Origin of the sequence: Flammeovirga sp. SJP92 (assembly GCF_001583495.1) — a bacterium.
Classification (GTDB): domain Bacteria; phylum Bacteroidota; class Bacteroidia; order Cytophagales; family Flammeovirgaceae; genus Flammeovirga.
The window spans coordinates 154,177-175,584 of sequence record NZ_LQAQ01000032.1; the positions used below are offsets into that span (position 1 = coordinate 154,177).

The 21,408-nt window shown below is 36.9% G+C and carries 8 protein-coding genes; all 8 read right to left on the minus strand.

The annotated features are described in order from the left end of the window. Positions 1–265 precede the first annotated feature (265 nt). Positions 266–2,533: a hybrid sensor histidine kinase/response regulator transcription factor gene (locus AVL50_RS08030; protein ID WP_062615971.1), complete on the minus strand. Its 2,268-nt coding sequence runs from the start codon at positions 2,531–2,533 to the stop codon at positions 266–268. A gap of 59 nt (positions 2,534–2,592) precedes the next feature. Continuing rightward, entirely contained in the window at positions 2,593–4,371 is a 1,779-nt protein-coding gene (locus tag AVL50_RS08035) for a two-component regulator propeller domain-containing protein (protein ID WP_062615972.1), read from the minus strand. A gap of 320 nt (positions 4,372–4,691) precedes the next feature. Continuing rightward, positions 4,692–7,175: a glycoside hydrolase N-terminal domain-containing protein gene (locus AVL50_RS08040; protein ID WP_062615973.1), complete on the minus strand. Its 2,484-nt coding sequence runs from the start codon at positions 7,173–7,175 to the stop codon at positions 4,692–4,694. A 5-nt stretch (positions 7,176–7,180) separates the two neighbouring features. Next, positions 7,181–9,370 carry a glycoside hydrolase family 95-like protein gene (locus tag AVL50_RS08045; protein WP_157491206.1) on the minus strand — a complete coding sequence of 730 codons (2,190 nt, stop codon included), beginning with the start codon at positions 9,368–9,370 and terminating at the stop codon, positions 7,181–7,183. A gap of 117 nt (positions 9,371–9,487) precedes the next feature. Beyond that, the gene (locus AVL50_RS08050) at positions 9,488–10,597 is read right to left on the minus strand and encodes a glycoside hydrolase family protein (RefSeq protein ID WP_082795714.1); all 1,110 of its coding nucleotides are present in this window, start codon (positions 10,595–10,597) and stop codon (positions 9,488–9,490) included. A gap of 440 nt (positions 10,598–11,037) precedes the next feature. Then, a complete protein-coding gene (locus tag AVL50_RS08055; protein WP_062615975.1) occupies positions 11,038–14,643 on the minus strand; it encodes a PA14 domain-containing protein in 3,606 nt (1,201 codons plus the stop codon). 457 nt (positions 14,644–15,100) lie between these two features. Next, on the minus strand, positions 15,101–20,092 hold the full coding sequence (locus tag AVL50_RS08060; protein WP_062615976.1) for a carbohydrate-binding protein: 4,992 nt from the start codon (positions 20,090–20,092) through the stop codon (positions 15,101–15,103). Positions 20,093–20,414: 322 nt separating this feature from the next. Then, positions 20,415–21,408, minus strand: a 994-nt coding sequence (locus tag AVL50_RS08065; RefSeq protein WP_062615977.1) for a sulfatase-like hydrolase/transferase, incomplete at its 5' end; no start/stop codon positions are given.

Consider the following 21,408-nt stretch of genomic DNA (forward strand, 5'->3'; position numbering starts at 1 on the left):
TTATGTATAATTGTTATTATTCAATAAGTTTTGTTCTTCTAATACATATACCATTAAATGTGCAAACTCACTAATGTGGAGCCTGAATACAGTAATAATTACACTTATTTAATTTATGTAGCAAATCTATATCGTTTTACACATGCAGAGAATTATTTATCCAAAAAGATGGGGTAACATTGGTAACAAATAGGTGTTACAATGGTACCCCAAATTAAAATAATTCAATAATATACAGCAATAGTTATATTACACTGAATAAGTCTTAAATATCGATTTTGGTTTCTGTTTTCTTATTGCTGGCATATACCGACGGTAAGACTTTGTATTCTGCCTTAAAACATTTTGAAAAATACTTCGGATTGGAGAAACCCACCTCATAAGCAATTTCTGAAATGGTCAGATTACTGGATTCCAACAGTTGGCTTGCCCTTTTTAATCGAACGGCTCGGATAAAATCAGAAGGTGATTTACCCGTCAGCATTTGCACTTTTCTATATAAATGTCCTCTACTAATATCTAGTTCACTGCTTAGTTCTTCTACAGTAAGATTGGAATTGGAAATATTATTTTCAATGAAAATTAAAGCTTTTTGAATCAACTTTTCATCAATACTTTCCACTTTCGCATCGGTTGGGTTGGCTTCCAGCTTTTTGCTAAAGGCTTGCTGAAGTTTTGTACGCTGTTCCAATAAACTATGGATTCTTGATTCAAGGACATCAAAATTAAAAGGCTTAGAAACGTATTGGTCTGCTCCACTTTCAAAAACTTGCACCTGTGATTCTTCAGAAGTTTGAGCGGTAAGTAATATGACCGGAATATGCGAAGTTCGAATATCTTCTTTCACCTTTTTACAAAGTGAATTTCCATCCATAACCGGCATCATTATATCACTGATGATCAAATCAGGGAAGTTGTTGATGACTTCCTCCCAGCCTTCTTGTCCATTTTTAGCTTCTATTACATTGAATTTGCCTTTTAAATTACCCACCAAAAACTTTCTGAAGTCTTCATTGTCCTCTACCACCAATAAGTTCGGAGTTTTTCTAGAGTGCTTCACCTCTGTCTCCTTTTTAAACCATGCTTTCTTATTTTTTATCACATTTGGTTTATGCAACGGAAGTGTTCCTTCTTCTATCTTCTCAAGAGGTAGTTTCACACTAAAACAGCTTCCTTCACCTAGTGTACTTTCCACCGTAAGTTGTCCACCGTGAAGTTCCACATATTCTTTCGCCAAAGATAAACCAATACCGCTTCCTTCCCTATTGGTCACATTTGGAGTGTCAATTTGATAAAAACGATTGAAGATATTTTCCAAATGTTCTGGAGCGATTCCTATTCCTGAGTCTTTCACTTTAATCGTCAATGAGTCCTTTTCTTTGTTGATTGAAAGCGTGATTTTTCCATTTTCAGGAGTGAATTTACAGGCATTGGAAAGAAGGTTGAGAAGTACTTTTTCTAATTTATTATAATCAAAAGTGCTTCTTAAAGAGTCTATTTCAGTGTGGAATTCTAAACTGATATTTTTCGATTGCGTCAGATCATCAAAGGAATGTAGTAACTCTTCTGTAAAGGAAACCACATCTGTAACACTTCGCTTGAGTTGTAATTGGTTGGTGCCGATCTTTTGAAAATCTAATAGTTGATTGACCAAATTCAACAAGCGTTTGGCATTTCTATGAATCAATAAATGCTGTTCCTCTTCTTCGGGGTATTTATTAGATTGTATGATTTTTTCTAAAGGCGTAAGTATTAATGCCAATGGCGTTCTGAACTCGTGACTTACATTCGCAAAGAAGTTGATTTTCAAGTCATTCAACTCTAATTCTTTCTTGTTTTTGATCCTTTCTGTCCAATATTTCCATATTTGATAAGCAATCAAAAGAAGTACAATTGCATAAAAGCTGTAAGCCCAAACTGTAAACCAAGGGGCAGGTAAAACTTCTATTTCAATTGAAGTCCCTTCTTCATTCCAATACCCATCACTGTTGGAAGCTTTCACTACAAATGTATAATTCCCCGGATCAATGTTGGTATAGCTTGCCTCTTGTTTATTCCTTACATAATTCCAATCGTCTTCAAAACCCACCAATTGATAAGCATATTCACTTTTCTTTGAAGAGGTATTGGTCAACGCTACATAATCAATGCTAAAGTCATTTTGATAATATTTCAGAGTTATTTCTTGGGATAAACTGATATGAGATTTCAAAGGCGAATTTTCTCCTCCAATAGGAACTTCTTTATTGGAGATTTTAAAACCCTTCAATCTCAATTTTGGAATATAAAGATTGTCTTTGATTTGACTTGGATCAAAAATCACTAGACCATAATTCCCACCAAACAACAATTGTCCATCGGTGGTTTTACATTGCACATCGGGCCAATATTCATTGGGTTCCAGTCCATCCAGAGTATTATAGTTTTTAAATCGACCTTTTTCAATTTCAAATTTTGAAATCCCTTTATTGGTACTCAACCATAGGTTTCCATTATTATCACCCAACACCCCTTTAATGGAGTTACCTGCCAATCCATTTTTTTTTGTATAACTAATGAAGGAATTGGTTTCAGGGTCATATTTATTCAGACCTAGTCACCCAACACCCCTTTAATGGAGTTACCTGCCAATCCATTTTTTTTTGTATAACTAATGAAGGAATTGGTTTCAGGGTCATATTTATTCAGACCTAGTGATGTTCCAATCCAGAGGTTTTGATTTTCATCTTCATAAATACTTTGAATGATATTTCCTGAGATGCTTGTCGTATCCGACGTAGAATTTAAAAACCTTTTAAAGGTTCCTTTCTGACTGTCAAACAGATTCAACCCCTTCATGGTACCTACCCAAATTTCATTTCTAGAATCTTTAAAAACTTGTTTTACTCTATTATCAGAAAGGGTATTTTCATTGGCTCCATTTTGATAATTGACAAACTTTTTTGTGATGGTATTGTAGATATCCAAACCATGATGTGCATGCCCAATATACAGATCGTCCTGCTCTTTCAACAGTGCATAAATCGACTCTGACTTTAAACTGTTGGGGTTGTTTGGATCAGGTCTGTAGCTTTTGAAAGTACCTTTCTTTTTATCGAAATAATTTAGTCCGTCTAATGTTCCTACCCACAAAAAACCTGGTTTGTCTTCTGTGATGCAAAAAATATAATCATTACTTAAACTGTTCTTATCGTTCTTATTGGCTTCATAATGCTCAAAAGTGTGAGTGTTTGCATCAAACCTGCTTAGCGTTCCTCCCACTTTTGTACCGATCCAAATCTCCCCTTCAGAATCTTGATACATGGATCTTACCCTATTGTTTCTCAATCCATTATCAAGATAGTTATCATCAATAGTATTAAAAGGCTTTCTGTTTTTATCAAAAATATTGACACCTGCATCCAAAGTTCCCAACCAAATATTCCCATATTGATCTTCTAGCCAACTTGTGATTGTATTACTGTTGATACCTCTCTTTTGGTATTTATTGTATCTGAGCGTATTGATTTCTCCATTCTTTTTCCTCAAAACAACACCCACATCTCTTACGCCTAACCATCTGTTACCTTCTGAATCGATTTGCAGAATACTGGTATTTCCTTTGAGGCCAAATGGAATTTTTTCTTCTTCAATAATAAAGTCTGATGACAATAGATAATACTCATCATAATCATGGTTAACGGCGATCAAAACTGAAGCATCTTCCTTCAAAGTCAAACTATTGATACTGCTTCCTTGTAAGAAAATGTAGTTATTCGCATTAGAGGAGCTACTGAGTATTTCAAGTCCTTTGATGCTTCCCACCATAATTCCCCATTGTGGGTGCTCCAATAAACTTTGGATCTGATTACTGATAATGGAAGAAGGGTTGTTTTTATCGTGAACATAATGTTTGATCAAATTGAACTGAGCGTCCAAACAATACAAACCATTACCGTAAGTTCCCACCCAAATATTCTGCTGTGCATCAATCAAAATAGCTGTTACCATCAACGGTATATCATCTTCTTTCTCTAAAGCTACTCTAGTGATTTTATAAGTCGTAAGGTCCAGTTTATTTAATCCCTCTTGGGTTCCGATCCATAAATTATCATGTTTGTCTTCCGCCAAAACGGTCACCATATTATTACTCAATGTTGCAGTATCGGAGGTTGAGTTTGTAAACGATTGGAAGTTATACCCATCATATTTTGACAAACCGCCATTAGTCCCCAGCCAAATCAGTCCATTCGCATCTTCATAAATGGTATTGACATAGTTAGAAATCAATCCATCCTTGATGGAAAGATGACGAAATTCTATTGGAGTTTTATTCGCAAATACAGATGTTACAAAAGCATTAAAAAGTAAAAAAAGTAATAGTAATCTCATATAAAAAAATCAGGTTAATCTTAAAAAGTGTAGCAGATCATTCCATTATATCTCACTTATTTTGAAGGGGAGATTTCCTTTTTGTATTATAAATATGATAAAAAAGTGATAACTATTAAAATGGAAATGGGATGTACTTCTTAAAACTTTAAGTTTTGGGGCTTAAATTAATGTATCTTCAAAACTAATTGTGTAGAATACCTACAGGCACGAATGTGAAGCCTAAGCATCATTCGTGCCCTATAGGTCAACAGAAATCTTCTGTTTTCTAAAGCTTACAACTTTCTTAATAACGAATGAAATAGACTTTGGACTTCATTCTAAAGTTTTGAAAAAGATTTAAGATTCAATTGTAAAGGAACACCCGCTTTCAATTCTTTTTCGATGGAAGAATTGGCATAACGTAGTTTCACTTTTTGATTGAACTTTGATTTTAAAGTGATCTCCAAAAGCTTTCCATCTTTCCACTTTAGATCTACTTCCACATTTCCACGAGCTTTTAAACCTGATATACTCCCCGAACTCCACGCCTCTGGCAATGCTGGTAAAAGGTGAATTTCACTTGTATGGCTTTGCAATAGCATTTCTGCCACACCTGCAGTATAACCGAAATTACCATCGATCTGAAATGGTGGATGTGCATCAAATAAGTTGGCATATAGACCGCCATGTTTTTGTTCCTTTGAGGCATCCACAAAACGGAATAAGTTATTGATGATTTTATAAGCGTGATTACCATCAAACATTCTTGCCCAGAAATTAATCTTCCATCCCATACTCCAGCCTGTCGCCTCATCTCCTCTTAATTCTAAGGTCTTTCTCACGGCTTTGTACAAATCTGGCGTTTCATTTTTTGTAATCTGATTGCCAGGGTGAAATCCATAAAGGTGTGATAAATGTCTATGGTGCTCGTTCGTCTCCTTAAAATCCATTTGCCATTCCTGAAGCTGTCCTTTTGCCCCTATTTTATAAGGTAAAAGTTGCTTATATTTTTGTCTTAATTCTGCTCTGAAATCAGGATCTATATTCAATATTTCAGAAACTTGAATTACCCTTTCAAAATTTTCTTTGATGATGGCCATATCCATAGTACAACCTTCACTCGCCGAAGCCGTTTTTCCATCAGCATAATAAAAAGAATTCTCTGGTGATGTACCCACCGGAGTTACCAAATAACCCTCCTTATTTTCTACTAACCAATCCGCATAAAATTGAGAAGCTCCTTTTAACAATGGATAAGCCTCTTCTCTTAAAAATGTAGTATCAGCAGTGAAGGCATAATGTTCCCATAAATGACTCGTCAACCAACCCGCACCCAATGGCCAAAATGAATATTGGACGGCATTATCGGCAGGGTAAGAAGTCCTCCAAATATCTGTATTGTGATGGGCTACCCAACCTGATAAACCATACATTTTTCGGGCGGTCTCTTTGCCTGTGATGGCTAATTCTTTGGTCAATCTGAAAATTGGTTCATGACACTCTGATAAATTTGTCACTTCAGCGGGCCAATAATTCATCTGTGCATTGATGTTCATGGTATAAGCCGAGTTCCAAAACGGAATCTGCATATCATTCCAAATTCCTTGAAGATTTAGAGGTTGTCCTCCTTTTCTTGAACCTGAGATCATTAAGTATCGTCCATATTGAAAAAGTAACGCATTAAGTGCCGGATCATGATTCGTTGCATACTCCTCAAGACGATGTTTTGTCGTTTTGCCTTTGCTGTCTACATCACTTTCAAGTTGAAAAGAAACTCTATCAAATAAGTTTTTATAATCTTTGCAATGTGTTTTCTTTATCTCTTCAAATGTTTTATTTGAAAGGTGTCTGAGGGTGGTCCTATTCAATGCAGATGGATTGATACCATTTCTTGAAGGACTTCTGTCAAAACCATTAAAACTTGTAGACATCGCTAACAACAATACCACTTCATCAGCACCAGTGACTGATAATCCTTTTGAAGTAGAAGTAATTTCTCCCCCTTGATTTCTCACTTCCAAGCGTGCCTCAAACCACATTCCTTTCCCATCGACCTCATTCCCATAAAGCACCTGCTTTGCTATTTCTTTCCTGCTTCCATCAGCATTATAAATCTCTGGATACTTGTGGTCATCACCATTTCTCTCCACATTTTCTAAGGTTCTCCTCAACACAAAACCTGGCGCTTGACCTTTGAAAATAAGCGTATTGCCTTCCACTTCCACTTTACATTGTGGATGTACAGCTTCAAAATGTGTTTTGAAATTGATGGATTTACGCTGACTTGCACTTAATTTTATGGCGATCACTTGATTAGGATGACTTGCCAATGTCTCTCTTTTGTATTCAACTCCTTCTTTTTGATAAGAGACATGAGAAATGGCCTCTGAAATATTTAAATCTCTTTTATAATTTGAGATTTCTCCTTCGCCAAAATTAAACTTCAAATCTGCAAAAGGCTGATAACTTTGATGTAAACGACCAAGCCATTCTTTAGCCATAATTTTCTCTGCCTCTTTGTATTGTTGTGCATTAATCAGCTCCCTCACTTCTTGGAAAGTGGGCTGAATATTGGTGCCTTTATAATTGGAAGAAGGCTCACCAGAATAAAGTGTATTCTCATTTAATTGATAATGTTCTTCCAGTGCCCCACCATAAATCATTGCCCCTTGTCTACCGTTTCCAATGGGTAAAGCTTCCGTCCAAGTTGTAGCCGGATGATTGTAACTTAATAGTAAATCTTCCTCTTCTTCCAAACTCGTTGAACACGCACTGAATAATAAAAGAAAGGAGATAAGTAGTGTTTGTTTCGTTTGTTTCATCGGTACTATTTTAATGCTTTATATTCCAAAATTGGAGCTTCTAACAATGGCTTTCTCTTCGTGTGTTTTTTGACTCCAAAATAGTTGGCTTTACCTTCAGGATGCGGAATTGATTTCAAGATAGGTTTTATTTTTGGAGTGATACCCAATGTCACTTTTTCCCCTTTTTTAAGAGAAATACGAAACTCTCCCTCTTTCACTTTTTCAATTTTGAACTGCTTCCCTTTACTTATTTGAAAAGCGTTTTCCCAACCAGGAATTTTAAGTACACACTCCTTTCCTGCAAGGCTTTTCACCTCCACCCATTTTATCTCTTTTTCTTGGAGAGACGCACTCACTTCAAAACCTCCTTGTGCTAGTAAATTGGAGAAAGATGCTTCTTCCCATTTTTCTGGAATAGCAGGAAAAACCCTAACTTTTCCTCCCCAACTTTGAAGGCTATATTCCATGATGGATGAGGCCCCACTTAAGGGTGTTTCAATCACAGGATTACTGCCTTCCATATAAAAAGTATTGGGTAGAAAATGAGCTCTACCAATTTCTGCATCTAAAAAAGTTTGCATAATCGCCTCTGCTTCATTGCCCATACCCAATGCGGAATATAATGAGGATGCTCCCGTAAATGAATACCCTGCCAATGCTTTTCCATCATCAATATGATGCCAATGCAAAACTGATTTCACTACTAAATCTCGGTCTTTTTCACTGTCAGGGTCCAACTGAAATAAAGGATACAATGCCAATAAATGAGAGTAATGACGGTGCGACATATCTACAGGCTGATCACTGCCTATCATCAATCCGTTTTCATCCGTTGGGTAATCAATGAGGTCGTTTAAAATCCCTTTCCAATGTGTTATTAACTCAGCATTGGCATTAAACTGTTGACTTAAAGCAATTGATTCATTCAGTAGCCATCTTAGTACTGCTAGATTATAATTGGTGTTATGAAATGATTTAAATCCTTTATACTCAGGCGAACCCATGGGCGTCAGTTCATATTTCCCTTCATCATTTTGAATCAATTTATCCTCATATTTTTTGATGATTCGTTTGGCTTTAGGCAACCATTTTTCAAGAAGTGCTTCATCATCTCCTTGATAATCAAAATACAGCCAATAGTTGTGCAGTGCCCAACCGTAATCACCTAAGCTTTTTCCGGTTCTATTTCTCATAATCCATTCAAACTGATCATCAATCAACTCAATGTAATTGTAAGCGATATCTTGATGGTTACTGGTATTGAAAGGCCAATACGTCAATTGTACATTCAGATTCCACCACAACCCAGGCCATGAAGTATTTTTAAAATATACTCCATTCAAATCCAAGGCAGGTCCACCAACTCTGGAACAGGTAGCGAGTTTATACAATTGAATCCAATAAAACGATTCCATTCTATTGTCGGGCATTGATAAAAATGATTTTTGATAAAAGGAATGCCACCATTTTCTTGTTGCCTTCTCTAGTTTTTTCACCCCAAGCTCAACCCCTTTTTGAATTTCCTTCACCGCTACTTTCTCTGAGATGTTGGAAGCCGGCACTTCATTGGCGGTCGTTAAAAATAATGTTGTCTTAGCCCCTTTCTTTTCAGCCTTCCATGCTGTTGCATAATCACCTCCAGCTTCTAATTTTTGTACACAAACATTGACTCCATCAATGACTTTTTGTTCGGGTAAATGTGGATTAAATTGATAATCATCTTTATACCTTTCATACATCAAATGGGCTCTCGGGCATGACGGATCACCGGGTAGCCACTCATATTTAATAGGACATTCTTTTCCTTCTTTTTGCTCTGAAGAAGTTAATTCTATGATTTGAAGCATCTCATCATAAGCCGTAAAAGCTCTAAAATCGATTTGCCCTAAATCTGTATAAATCGTACCCCTCACTTCTGCATTCCAAAGGTCTTGACGTAATGAGGCATTGAGGATTTTTCCTTCGGGACGAATGACCATTTTCCCAATATCAAGTCTTGAAAAATCCAATAAATTGGCCCCGTCTATTCCCATTGAAGTTTTCTTATCGGGTGCTTTTCTATGATCGGTTACATCTTGACGACCAATATGAAAATTAAAGCGGTTTTCATCTAATTTTGCATACATCATCATGCCTAGCTGTCCATTCCCTACAAAGGCCCCTTCTGCCCATTGTGAAGGAATTTCCTCCCAAATCAAATCATGTTGTGCCATAAATGATGGCCAGTCAATTTTGCTTTTTACTTGTGCCCTAACTAAGCCTGTTTTGAAAAAAAATAGGGCTAAGATTAATATGTAATAGTGCTTTTTAAAGTGCATGGTCTTCGTTTTTTATTTGATTGTATCGTTTAATTTTATCACCATATTCCAAGTTTTCGAACCATTTGAAAATCCACCTTTTCCGTCCATCGTTGCAAAGAAAATATGCGTTGGTTTTCCATTCTCTACAAATACAAAAGGCCTTTCTAGTTGCCCTTGTTGTTGTACCTTTCCATTACTCCAAGTGACATTACGAGTATAAGCCAATGGGTTTTTATCTAATTTCCAATGCATACCATCTTTAGAGTGAGCGAGTATTCCTCCATGATGATGATTGACAATCTTTCCTCTCATATCTTTTGCAATCATATGATAACCGTTCTCATCGCTCCAAAGGTGAGGGTCCTCTACTTCACCAAATTTATCTTTAGAAAAAATCGGCTGTTCACTGATCGTATAGGGTCCATGGTATATTTTAGCAGTTGCAACACCAATAAATTGATCTGTATGAGTCAGTTCATCCTCTTGGTAACTTCTCCCCTTAAATAACAAAATCACTGTCCCATCCTCCTTTATTAGTGGAGAAGGGTTAGAAGTCAAGAAACTATAATAAGAATTTGGTTTTACGTCAATAATAGGGTGGTCTAACCTTTTCCACGGTCCATATGGACTTTTTGAAGTCGCAACACCTACTCTTTTCCCCCACCTGCCTGCAATACACCACTTACTTGATAAAGTCAGCTGATCTGCATTCTCTTCAGAGACATCTTCAAAAGGATGAGTAGACCCCATGTAGAATAAGAGAAATTCATCCTTGTACTTTACAATTTTAGGATTATGACATGATCTCCCATCCCAATATTGAGCACCTCTGGCACCCAATGCAACCTCTTGAAATTTATATGGACCTTCCGGCTTGTCTGACACCGCATGTACAATTTCCGAAGCGATCATCCATCCAGGATGAAATTTTAAGTATTTAGGCCACCTTGATGCATACATATGATATTGGCCATCTTCACCTTTGATAACAGAACTTCCCCAAACCCAATAATCATCCATTTCTAATCCTCCATCCACAGGTGCTACTCCTAAATTATTATAGATACTATTTTGACCATTTATGGGTGCTATGGCTGTTAAAAAAAGAACTATAATTAAGTAGTGTATTTTTTGGATCATAAGCGTTGAAATTGATATCTAAATTTGAATTGGTACACTGTAAACGAAGTTATCGTCAACTTTCAATCGATCTTTCCTCAAGACTTTTATGTTCTACTTCCAAGCTACCTTCTTCTTCATTTTTGTCTTAACACAAAAACGAAGCAAAAAAGTCAAGGCTTTGAAGTCAAAAGCTAAATTCCATTCCTCTCGCCTAAATGATTTTAAACTCGCTAAAGCTCAAACAAGAAAATCATTTTTAACGGCTCAATACATGAAATTCTTAACGCTTTTCCCTTCAAGGCCGGGGGAGCACTACCAACCGGTTTAGGTAGAAAGTCCCCTGGCGCGAATGTTAAGCGTAAGCGTCATTCGTGTCCAACAGATCATCAGAAATCTCCTGATTTCTAATTGCGATAATTTAGTTTACAGTGTACTTTGTATGTAACAACTGATAAATCTTATTTTTTAATAATCTTCTCATTCGACAGAACGGTATTATCACTTCTCACTCTAATGATATAAACCCCTTTTTGAAGCTTTCTCAAATCGATTGTATTTTCTACTTTATTTAATTTAGAAGTGGATACAAGGCTACTTGCACTATTGATGATCTCTAATTCTACATTTTGATTATTGCTCTTATTGATCACCTTCATAAAATCGATTACTGGATTAGGATAAATCTCTATTGTCTTAGGGTTGCTATCAATAGAAGTTACATTATCTTGAACAACCACTACTTTCTGAGTTGCAGACACTGATTTATATTGGTCTGTTTCAATATTTGATACCGTCACTTCTGCTTCACCTATACCTCTGACACGTAGTTTCCCATAAATATATTCAACCACAGCATCATCTGAACTTGAATACGTTAATTCAAGATCTTCGATATTAATTGTCGCTCCCGGGTCGAAATCCTTGGAATCGAGCGTTTTGGTTTCAATCTCTGGGAAAGTAATGATTGGAGTTAACTTCGAAATTACCAAAGTTCGTGTTATACTTTCAGCAGGTAAAAAACGAGCATCACCAGCTTGAGACGCGATAATATCGACAGTTCCTGCACCTACAATTTTCATTTTTCCACCAATAAAATAAAGGATCTCCCTATCAGAAGTATTGTAGTTGACCTTTAAGAAAGACGAGGCTGTAGCTCCTGGGTCAAAATCTTCATCTGTGATTAGCTTTGGTTCGTCAAACTCAGGAAAAGTTATTGTTTGTGCTTGCTTATCGGGTACTGGAACACCATAAAGTCCAAATTCTGAGAGTAATACTTTAGGTTGCCCTAATCCTTCTACGGAGGCTGACAGATTTTTGGAACTACCCACATTAAAATACTCTATACTTACCGAATGATATCCTGGAGCCAGACATATTACACCTGACCTTTCCTGTGAAGGATGTAAACCGTCATTATCTACTACTTCTACATCATCAACAGACAGGCGTGATCCATCATCAGAGGCCGTGTAAAAAGTATATTCTCCTCCTTTTGCAATGTTGATATAGCCATTAAACACTAGGCCGAAACTAGTTTGGATGCCCTCAATATTCAGGTCTACTGATGAGTGTATACCAATGCTCTTTGCAGAATAAGTTTTAAAATCTGGAATTTCACTCCAAGTTCCTTCATAATACGTATAATTGATTTGCCCTTTTAAAAGATCTTCCGGGGGAACAATACCAGAATTTTCACATGGAACCGTAGCAAATAAAGAAGTTAACGCTCCTTTTTTAATACCTGGACCTTCGTACATCACAGAAAGTTCTGCATCGTCTGATTGATTGAAATATTGTATTTTAAAACTATGATAATCTTTATCCAGACAGACTGTTGCTTGTTGCTCATTATTAGATTGGCTTCCATCATATTCAATTACTTTCTCCCCATCAATCCATAAGTTCAAGGCCTCATCAGAAGTAGTATAAAAAGTGTAGCTTCCTTTGAGATCCATATTAATATAACCATCAAATTGTAGAGCGTAACCACTGCTTTTTTGTGCAATATCAAGGTGAATATTATCCGTAAAGCCTTCTTCTTTTGCTTCTAGATTATCAAGGTTAGGCAGTTCTTCCCAGTCCCCTTCAAAGTATTGATAATAGACGCCTTCCTGAAAATTATCTGAAGCTTTAATTCCAGACCAAGCCTCCTCACAATCAGATGGAGTTCCTTCTTCTAAAGAAATGTTTTTCAAAGTAAATGAATTAGAAACACCACTAATATTCACCTTCATGATTTGTACACCTTCTTTTAGGATGATATCACTCGCTACAACCAACTCTTTCCAATCTGTCATCCCTTGTGAATCTTCTCCTCCAAATGGAACCGTAATTTCCTCCGTCTTATCTTCTCCATCAAATGAGAATTTTAGTTTGCCATCCGTACTTTCTGAAGCATATCTAACTTTAATGGTATAAAGTCCAGCTACGGGAACAGCAATTGTATAGTTCAGCCATTCACCACTTTCTAAACCTGTGAGATTATAACCGCCTTCGCTACATTCCTCTATATCCACTGATTGATCCAAACGATATTCTCCTCCTTCATTGGTATCAGAAAGGTCGAAATAGGTTTTGTCATTTCCGTCTAATACAAAGTGGTCAAAATTTACAGCTTCAATTGTGGTAGGCAATGTGTGCATACCAAAAGTTGGGACTTGATTGGTGAAGCTTTGAACAGGGTCGCCTTCTGCTCCTTTTATTCTATGATAAAAAAGATGTCCGAATGAAGGGTGATCTGTGTAAGTACCTGCATTTTCATAGCCACCTCTTGCTTCAAGTGCTAAACTATCGGCTCTATTCACCCATTTATATTTTTCTTGGTCAAGATGTAACCTATCCTTGTAATGTCCTAATATCAATTGTGGCAATGGAATTTGATCATGCTTCCCTCTTGTCAGGTATTCTTCATCATGAATTAAATGAGCTGTCCAAGGATTAATTTTCAAAGATTTCCATCTTCCCGAACGATCTGTTCTTTCTATAAATTCTCCTGATGCTACAGTAGGCTCCCAAGGTTCTTCTTGATCCGGAAAAGAATAGTTATAACTTATATTATATCGATAAGCGAATTCTAACCCCAACAACAATCGATTATCTGAAAACCCATAAATATCGTCACCTTGATTCCAAGCCATTTCACACATCGTTGCAATAATAGATATTCCACCAAAAGCGTGAGCTTGATCTCTTGCAGATTCTTGAGATTGTCCATTTTCCCAAATATAGTTTTCTATCGACCCGTTGTAAATATAGTCTTCGATAGTGTCTTCATAACCCACAATTTTGTACTCTTCATAATATTCATTGCCTGTATCTACTAATTGCGTAATCGGAGGTCCTGATGGATAAGGAAGGTCATTTTCATCATGCGGTAATCCTTGCAAATGACGTAACGCTCTATTATAAATAGTTTCATTGTCCATAAAGATGCCCATGGCCATTACAGATCTGAATGCAAAAAGACCTTGATTACCATGACGTGCCTTATCTCCGTTATAAATCGTCCAGTAAAAACTTTTATCACCATCGGGCACTTGTGTTCCGGACCACCCCGGATAAACAAGCATTTCTTTAAAACTTTGGATAGATTCTTCTTCCCAATCGCCGTAGGTATGTTTAATGATCTCTGCCGCTTCCAACATCCTCCATAGTGCTTTTCCTGACGTAAGAGGAATGGTTTTCACATATCGGATTGTCGACCATGCTTCAAATATTTCTATCGCTTTTTCAGCATATCTTATATCTTCTGTCACATACCACATCAGCGCATTATAATAAGCCGCCTGACCGTCTTTTTGGATAGGGCCTAAACTGCTTTCATCAAAATAATGTGCTTCATTTCCATTTTGAGTTGGTCCTTGTACGTTATAATTAAAGCTTGCGTCTGTTTTTTGTGTCAAATCAGCATAAGAAGATTTCCAAGGTTCGATACCTGCCAGCACCTGACTTTTCATCCGTTCTAAATCTGATTTCTTATGTGATAAGCCCGGGTGTATAAAATCTTTCCCATACAGATTGAATACCCCTAAGACTAATAAGGTTGTAATTAGTAATAATTTCATTGATGTAAAAAATAGTTGTCAGTAAATAGAGGAAATCTCACATTCATTTGAAGGTGATTTTCTCACAAGAAAAAATAAGTAATGTCGGTCACCTATTTCTTAATTGTCATTTGCTATCAGAGTTTAAAAGGAAGTGACAGCGTCTTCCTTGTTGGGTATAAGTATGTTGTAAACTAAGAATTGTTTTTCTTATTCATTGAGCTTCTACTTATGGCGCGAATGTTAAGCGATAGCGTCATTCGTGCCTTACAGATCAATAGAAATCTCCTGATTTCTAAAGGTTATCAGTAATAGTAACTTGAAATTAAATTGAACTTTTCGATTAGAAGTCAGAGACTTCTTGTGATCTATGAAACACAAGAGACGCTGACGCTTAACTCTTGCGCTATAGGTGTGGACGTTGAATTGCAACGCCCACACTAACCACTATTAGTTTACAATGTACTCACGGTAAAACTTACCTTTTTATAAATTTTGAAGTCATCAAAACTTTATCATTACCTACAACTTTAAGGATGTACATACCTGAGTTCAGCGTGCTGATATTGATTTGACTTTCCCCTTGATTGATGTTTTGAGAATGTACGGCAAGACCATTCAAATTAACGATCTCTATTGCTACATTTTTGAATTCTTTTGTTTTGATCACTAACCACTCAGAGGCCGGGTTAGGGTAAAAACTGATTTCACCTAAAAGATCATCAATACTTGTGACGTCATCTGAGATTACCACTAATTTTCGGCTCAAATTAGTTGCAGGTTTATACTTATTATTACCTTCTTGAGATGCAGTAATATACGCTTCTCCTGCTCCGTTGATTTGAACCATATCGCCATCAACAATTGTTGCTACGCTTTCATCTGAACTTGAGTATGTGATCGGTAAACCAGAATCTGTCGTTGCACTTAATTGAATGTTTTCATCTCCAACTTTATAATCTTGTAGGAACACCGGGAAAGTGATCTTTTGGTCTAACAATACAATTTCTGTCAGGTCACTGAACTGCAACCAATTGATATTGACTAGATCTTCTCCTTCTCCATTAAATACCAAATAAATATGGTGTATTCCTTCTTTTCCATTCCCATCAAGGAGTGTTTTCACAGTTTCCCAATTGGATAAACCTCCCGTATTCGGCACTTCCACTGTCGTTAATTTTTCGCCATCATAAGCATCCACATACACATCAATGGTTACATTATCTGATGCAGAGGCAATACGTGTATCAAGGCTAACGGCATTGGATAAATCTACATTTTGGAATAGAAGCCAGTTGCCTTGTGAGATTGATGTTACTTCTAGTTCTCCACCGTCTTCATCAGTTGTTGCCGTAGTAGAAGTTCCATTGGCTCTTGTATAAGATTCTGCTTCAATTCTTTCTAACGGACCATAAGGATGTGCAATAGTCTGTTCTGACAACTGGAACCAGTTACTGTTACATACATTGGAACTGTTGACGGTTTTATAGACAAAATAAAGATCATAAACGCCGTCTTCTACCTCAATATTTCCTGAAACTGTTTCCCAGTTGTGCCAGCTTCCCGTGTTGTGTAAATCAATTTGTCCGATCAGATTTCCGTCAGAAGCATCTGTTCTGATTTCAATAAATGCGTCATCCGATAAAGAACCAAAACGAGTATTGATACTATTGATTCCTGTAAGGTCCACAGCACTAAACATGATCCAATCTCCTGAAACAATATTACGTAAATCTTGTTCTCCGCCTTCTGCATCTGAAGTGATAGATGAGATCAATGCTTTCTCCAATCCACTGTCATCATAATCTTGTGTTTGTAAATACCCTAAACTGTTTTCAGTCCCTTTAAACTGAAGCCAATTGACAGCCACTTCTTGTTCTTCTTTGAAAACGAAATAAATACTGTTTTCATCAAACACAGCATCAACAGGAGCACTGACAGTTGTCCAATCTGATAATGAACCTGTTGATGGAACATCGATAAATGAGATAATTTTACCCTCAGGGCTATTCAAACGTACCTCTATTGTACAAGCTGTATTAGGATTAGCAACTCTCATTTCCACTTGCTCTACCCCTGTGATATCAAGACGGTCAAACTTAATGTAATCACCATTTGTACTACCAATTACCACGTCTTCACTTCCGTCAACATCTGTTGTTTCAACTACTTCAGCGCCACTTTCTTCATCAAAATATTCTGCTTCAAATCTCTCAAAAGGATTGATGACAGGCTTTACAAATTGATCTGAAAACTGAAGCCAATTGACATTCACTACATAACTGCTTGAAACAGTTTGATAGACTAAGTAAACATCATAAATACCCGTTACGTCTTCAATATGAGCACTGACTGTTTCATACACTTGCCATCCGTTGGTATTGGTTGCAAATGCTTTTCCGACTAATCTTCCTTCAGGTGAACCAAGGCGAATTTCTACAAAAGCATCATTAAAAATAGTGGCTAATCGAAGGTCAATGCTTTTTACCTCTGTAAGATCTAAACCTGCATACATCGACCATGAACCCGGTGTAATAGAGCCTAAATTCTGGCCACCGTCTACATCTCCATTATTCCCTACTTTTACGCCAGATTGATCATCAAAATCTTCAGCCTCTATTTTTTGGAAAGGATCTGTCGTTTCAACAATATTAATTTTCGTGAATTCATAATAGTTATCCTCACTTGTTGAAACACCCTCAATCAAAATTTCTATGGTTTGACCACTGATATCTTTTAAAACGACCGTATTATTTTCTAGATCTCCAGTCTCTTCCAATAGTTGAACTTTCTCTCCTCCATCCAATTTATAATAGATATTTAACTGATCTGAAGCTGTCATTGCACCCATCGCTTCAAACACAGCGTATACGTTTACACTATTCACACAAGAGATATCCATTAAACCTGAAGACCACATTTTGTCTTCGTTTCTGATTGTGAAACCGTCATGCGTGAAAGGCAAAGTACATGGGTTGACAAAGCTTTCTCCTTTCAACTCTATCCAATTGAGTTTCCAATCTTCTGAATTAGAAGTAACTTTTATAGTGTGCATACCTTCTGTAAGGTAGAATGGCGTAGCTGTAGTTACCGTTTGCCATGATGCAGATGATGAAAAAGTAACATTTTCTAGTGACTCTCCATCTAGACTCACTGTAAAGTCTCCATCATTGGACGCACTCAATACTCTATAATCAATTTTATAAGTAGCTGAAACGGGAACATTGATTTCGTATTCCATCCAGTCTGAAGTATGGATCGCAGTAACGTTGCTCTCACCTTGATCATCTGATGTCACTTCTGTTTCTACACCATTTGAATTTGAGAAATTTTGAGCTTGAATGACATAAGAATCTTCAACATTGATAGTGAAAACCATCTTATCTTCTACTCCACAATCATTCGTGAAGGTCACTTCATATTCTCCAGCATTTTCTGCTTGAATTGCTGAAATTTGAATTTCTCTAGTGTCTGCTGAAAAACCATTGGGGCCCGTCCAAGACCAGCTACCTCCAACCGTTGGTTCAGGTAATAGTTTTACGGTATTGCCTGGGAAAACATCAATTTCGTTCGTTTCTGATAAACTTAATCTAGTCCCTAATACATTAAGTTCTTCAACATAAGGAACGATATCTACCTGTGCACATTCTAGCAATAAATCCATGCCTTGGAAATTCCAATCTGAAGAATTGGAAGTGATGCGAATAGTTTGTTCGCCTTTCTCTAAAAAGAAAGAAGACGTAGAACGAACTGTATTCCAAATTTCCGCTCCACCTGTGGCAGGGAAAGTAACTTGGTCAATTGTTTCTGATGAATGAGTAACTATAAATGCTCCATTTTCAGAGGCACTCGCTACTGAATAATCCATCAAATAAGTACCTGAATAAGGGACATCGATCGTATATTCCATCCAATCATCAGCAGTAATATCAGTTACATAAGAAGCTGTTTTCGTTACGCCAGACATTTCAGCATAATCTACTGCCTCAATTGCTAATGCAGAAACTGCTGTATAAGTAAGGTTGTTATTGACACCCAAATCTGTTACCATTCCACCTGATTGTCCAGTGATATTTTCTGATTTGTCAGATAATAAAACAGGGTAATTTGTGAGGTTATTCAATTCAAAATTGGAGCCTTTGAAATCATTTTGGTGAGGTAAATTTCCATACAATAATCGAATATTATTTTTATCTCCACCTACTTTAATAGTAAGATCCTCTGCAAGGTTAGCGTCTCCTCCTTTCAAAGTGATTTTATGATTGGAACCACCAATATAAGCCACACTTCCTGAACCATTATAATAAGGATCTTCAGCAGGAATGATGGTAATTTCAGCATTGTATGAGTTATCATTTTCATATGTACTTGCGTAGACAGGGCCAAATGCACAATCTGCATAACAGTCCACCACATCACCTGAACCCAATGAGAAACCATTCTCACAACCAATCGCCGTCACACCTTCAACATATTTTGTTCCTGTAGCATGAGCAATTGTCACCCCTGTTCTCATATGTTTTACGGTACAGTTTAAGACCGTAACATTTGAAGTACCACGGCTATATTCCACACCATCAATGATCGTTTCTCCTGCATTATAAGCACGAATTCCGGCCTCTCCTGTACTTAACATATACCCCGGAGGTAAACGGTAACCCCAATCGGTTAAAAAATCAATATTATCGGCCGGAGAACCCGTTCCCTCTTCCGCTAACATATCATCTGTAGAACGTACTTCACCCTCTATATAACAGTCTTCGATTTTGGCATTATTGGCCGCTTGCATAAATACACAGTGCCCGTAGGTTCTATGAATAAAAGTACAGCCTTTCACGTGGTTCGATTCTCCACGAATTAGACATGAACTGTGCTTGTAATGTTTGATGGTATAACTTCCACCTTTACCAAACGCATCACCATAACCGTAAGGGAAAGAGCCTTTTGCAGTTGTGTGAAATCCTTCAATACGGTTGCCTGATCCATCCATTACAATATTACAAGCCCCGTTTTTTGGGTAATCATCCACAGATCCCACATCTACTAATGTAAGGTTCTTGATCACGTTATTGTTCCCTAATGTCTGTACTTCGTAAAAGTCTGAATAGCTTCCTGGGTAAGCATTAAAAACCGCCGTTTCCACATTGACAGTTACGCCTGTAAAATCATAAGTACTGTTATTTCCAGAAAAAAGAAATAAGACATAATTCAGTCTGCTATCAATCACTGAATAGTCTGAAAATTTACCATCAACGATATCCTGTGCTGTAATATTATAAACTCCAGGCGCCAATTTTACATCCACATCATCTTGTGAGAGATAAGGATTTAATTCAGCCAAAGAACTGACTTGTACTTGCTGTGCGAATGTTAAAGTTGAAAAAAATAAAAATGTAATAGATTGTAATACTACTCGAAAAATTGAATTCCAATTTTTCTTTCTCTTCACGAGAGCTAAAAATGTATTCATTTCATTAAAAATTTAAGTAAAAAAAATTGTTGTAGAATGTAGGTCGCAATACGTATAATTTTCATTACGCTTATCCTATTATTCCTTATTCCAGACTAACATTTTAAGGGTCAGCCTATGGTCTCTATAAGTTTTCTAAACATAATTTTGCGAGTTTATTCATATGTGAAATTCATTATTGTAAAAAGTAAACCAGTAGAATGAGAACCCATTTTGCTTTTCCTAATTTTTGAGGTTCGTTTCTTATGTGGTCATTGTTTTATTGAAAAAATAGAAGCTAGTATTGCGTGCACCAGGTTACCCAATCCCCCTTCACTTCCATCTATAATTCACTACTTTCTTGATCCCAAAGTCGATAAGGATCATCGTAATATTTCATTTGTTGGAGCAGTAACGCTTCCAATTCTTCCACTTTATCTGCATACTTTGGATCATTGGCGAGATTGGTTTCCATCTTCCCTTTTTTATGATGTTCCGGTAAATACTCATTAGGGTTTTCGCCAAGGTGGAATAACTGAGTTTGACGAACAGCACCGTCCATCAAATCGTATTTCACTAGTTTCCAATCTCCTTTTGTTACGGCGCGCATACCTGGTTTTGTTCCACCACAATACACCCCATACATTTCATCTCTAAGCGTATTGCTTTTTCCCTCTAAAACCTTTTTGAAGCTTTCACCCTCCACTGTTTCTGGAATTGGAATACCTGCTAGCTCACAAAGTGTTGGGAAAATATCTAATAAATACACGTTTCCTTTTACTCTGGTGTTGGCTTTAATTCCGGGGCCTTTCACTATAAATGGCACCCTCCAACTGTGCTCATACAGATTTTGTTTACCCATCAAACCATGTCTTCCAACAGCAATACCATGATCGGCGGTATAGATAATGTACGTATTCTCCAGTTCCCCCATTTCATCCAGTTTTTGCAATACTTTTTCAAGTTGGATATCAATATTTTCCGAGCAAGCCATCTCTCTTCCAAATTCATTGCGGATGGTTTGTTCATCTCTATTTTTCCATACGCCCCTTACTCTGTCTTCATCTCTCAAATTAACATGACCATGGAAAAAAGGATGTTCTGCCAAGTAATTTTCAGGCAGGGCGGGTTGTTTACTATTCAATGGAGGTAAACTGTTTTTGTCTTTATGGTTAACGGCTCCATACTTTTCAAGTAATTCAGGTGTTCCGTTTCTTTCATCATGAGGGTGAGAAAAGCCAAAATAAATAAAGAACGGATTTTCCTCCTTCGTTGCTTCTCTCTCTGATAAATATTCTAGCACTTGTTTTGCATGCCATGCACTGCCCGTTTCTTCA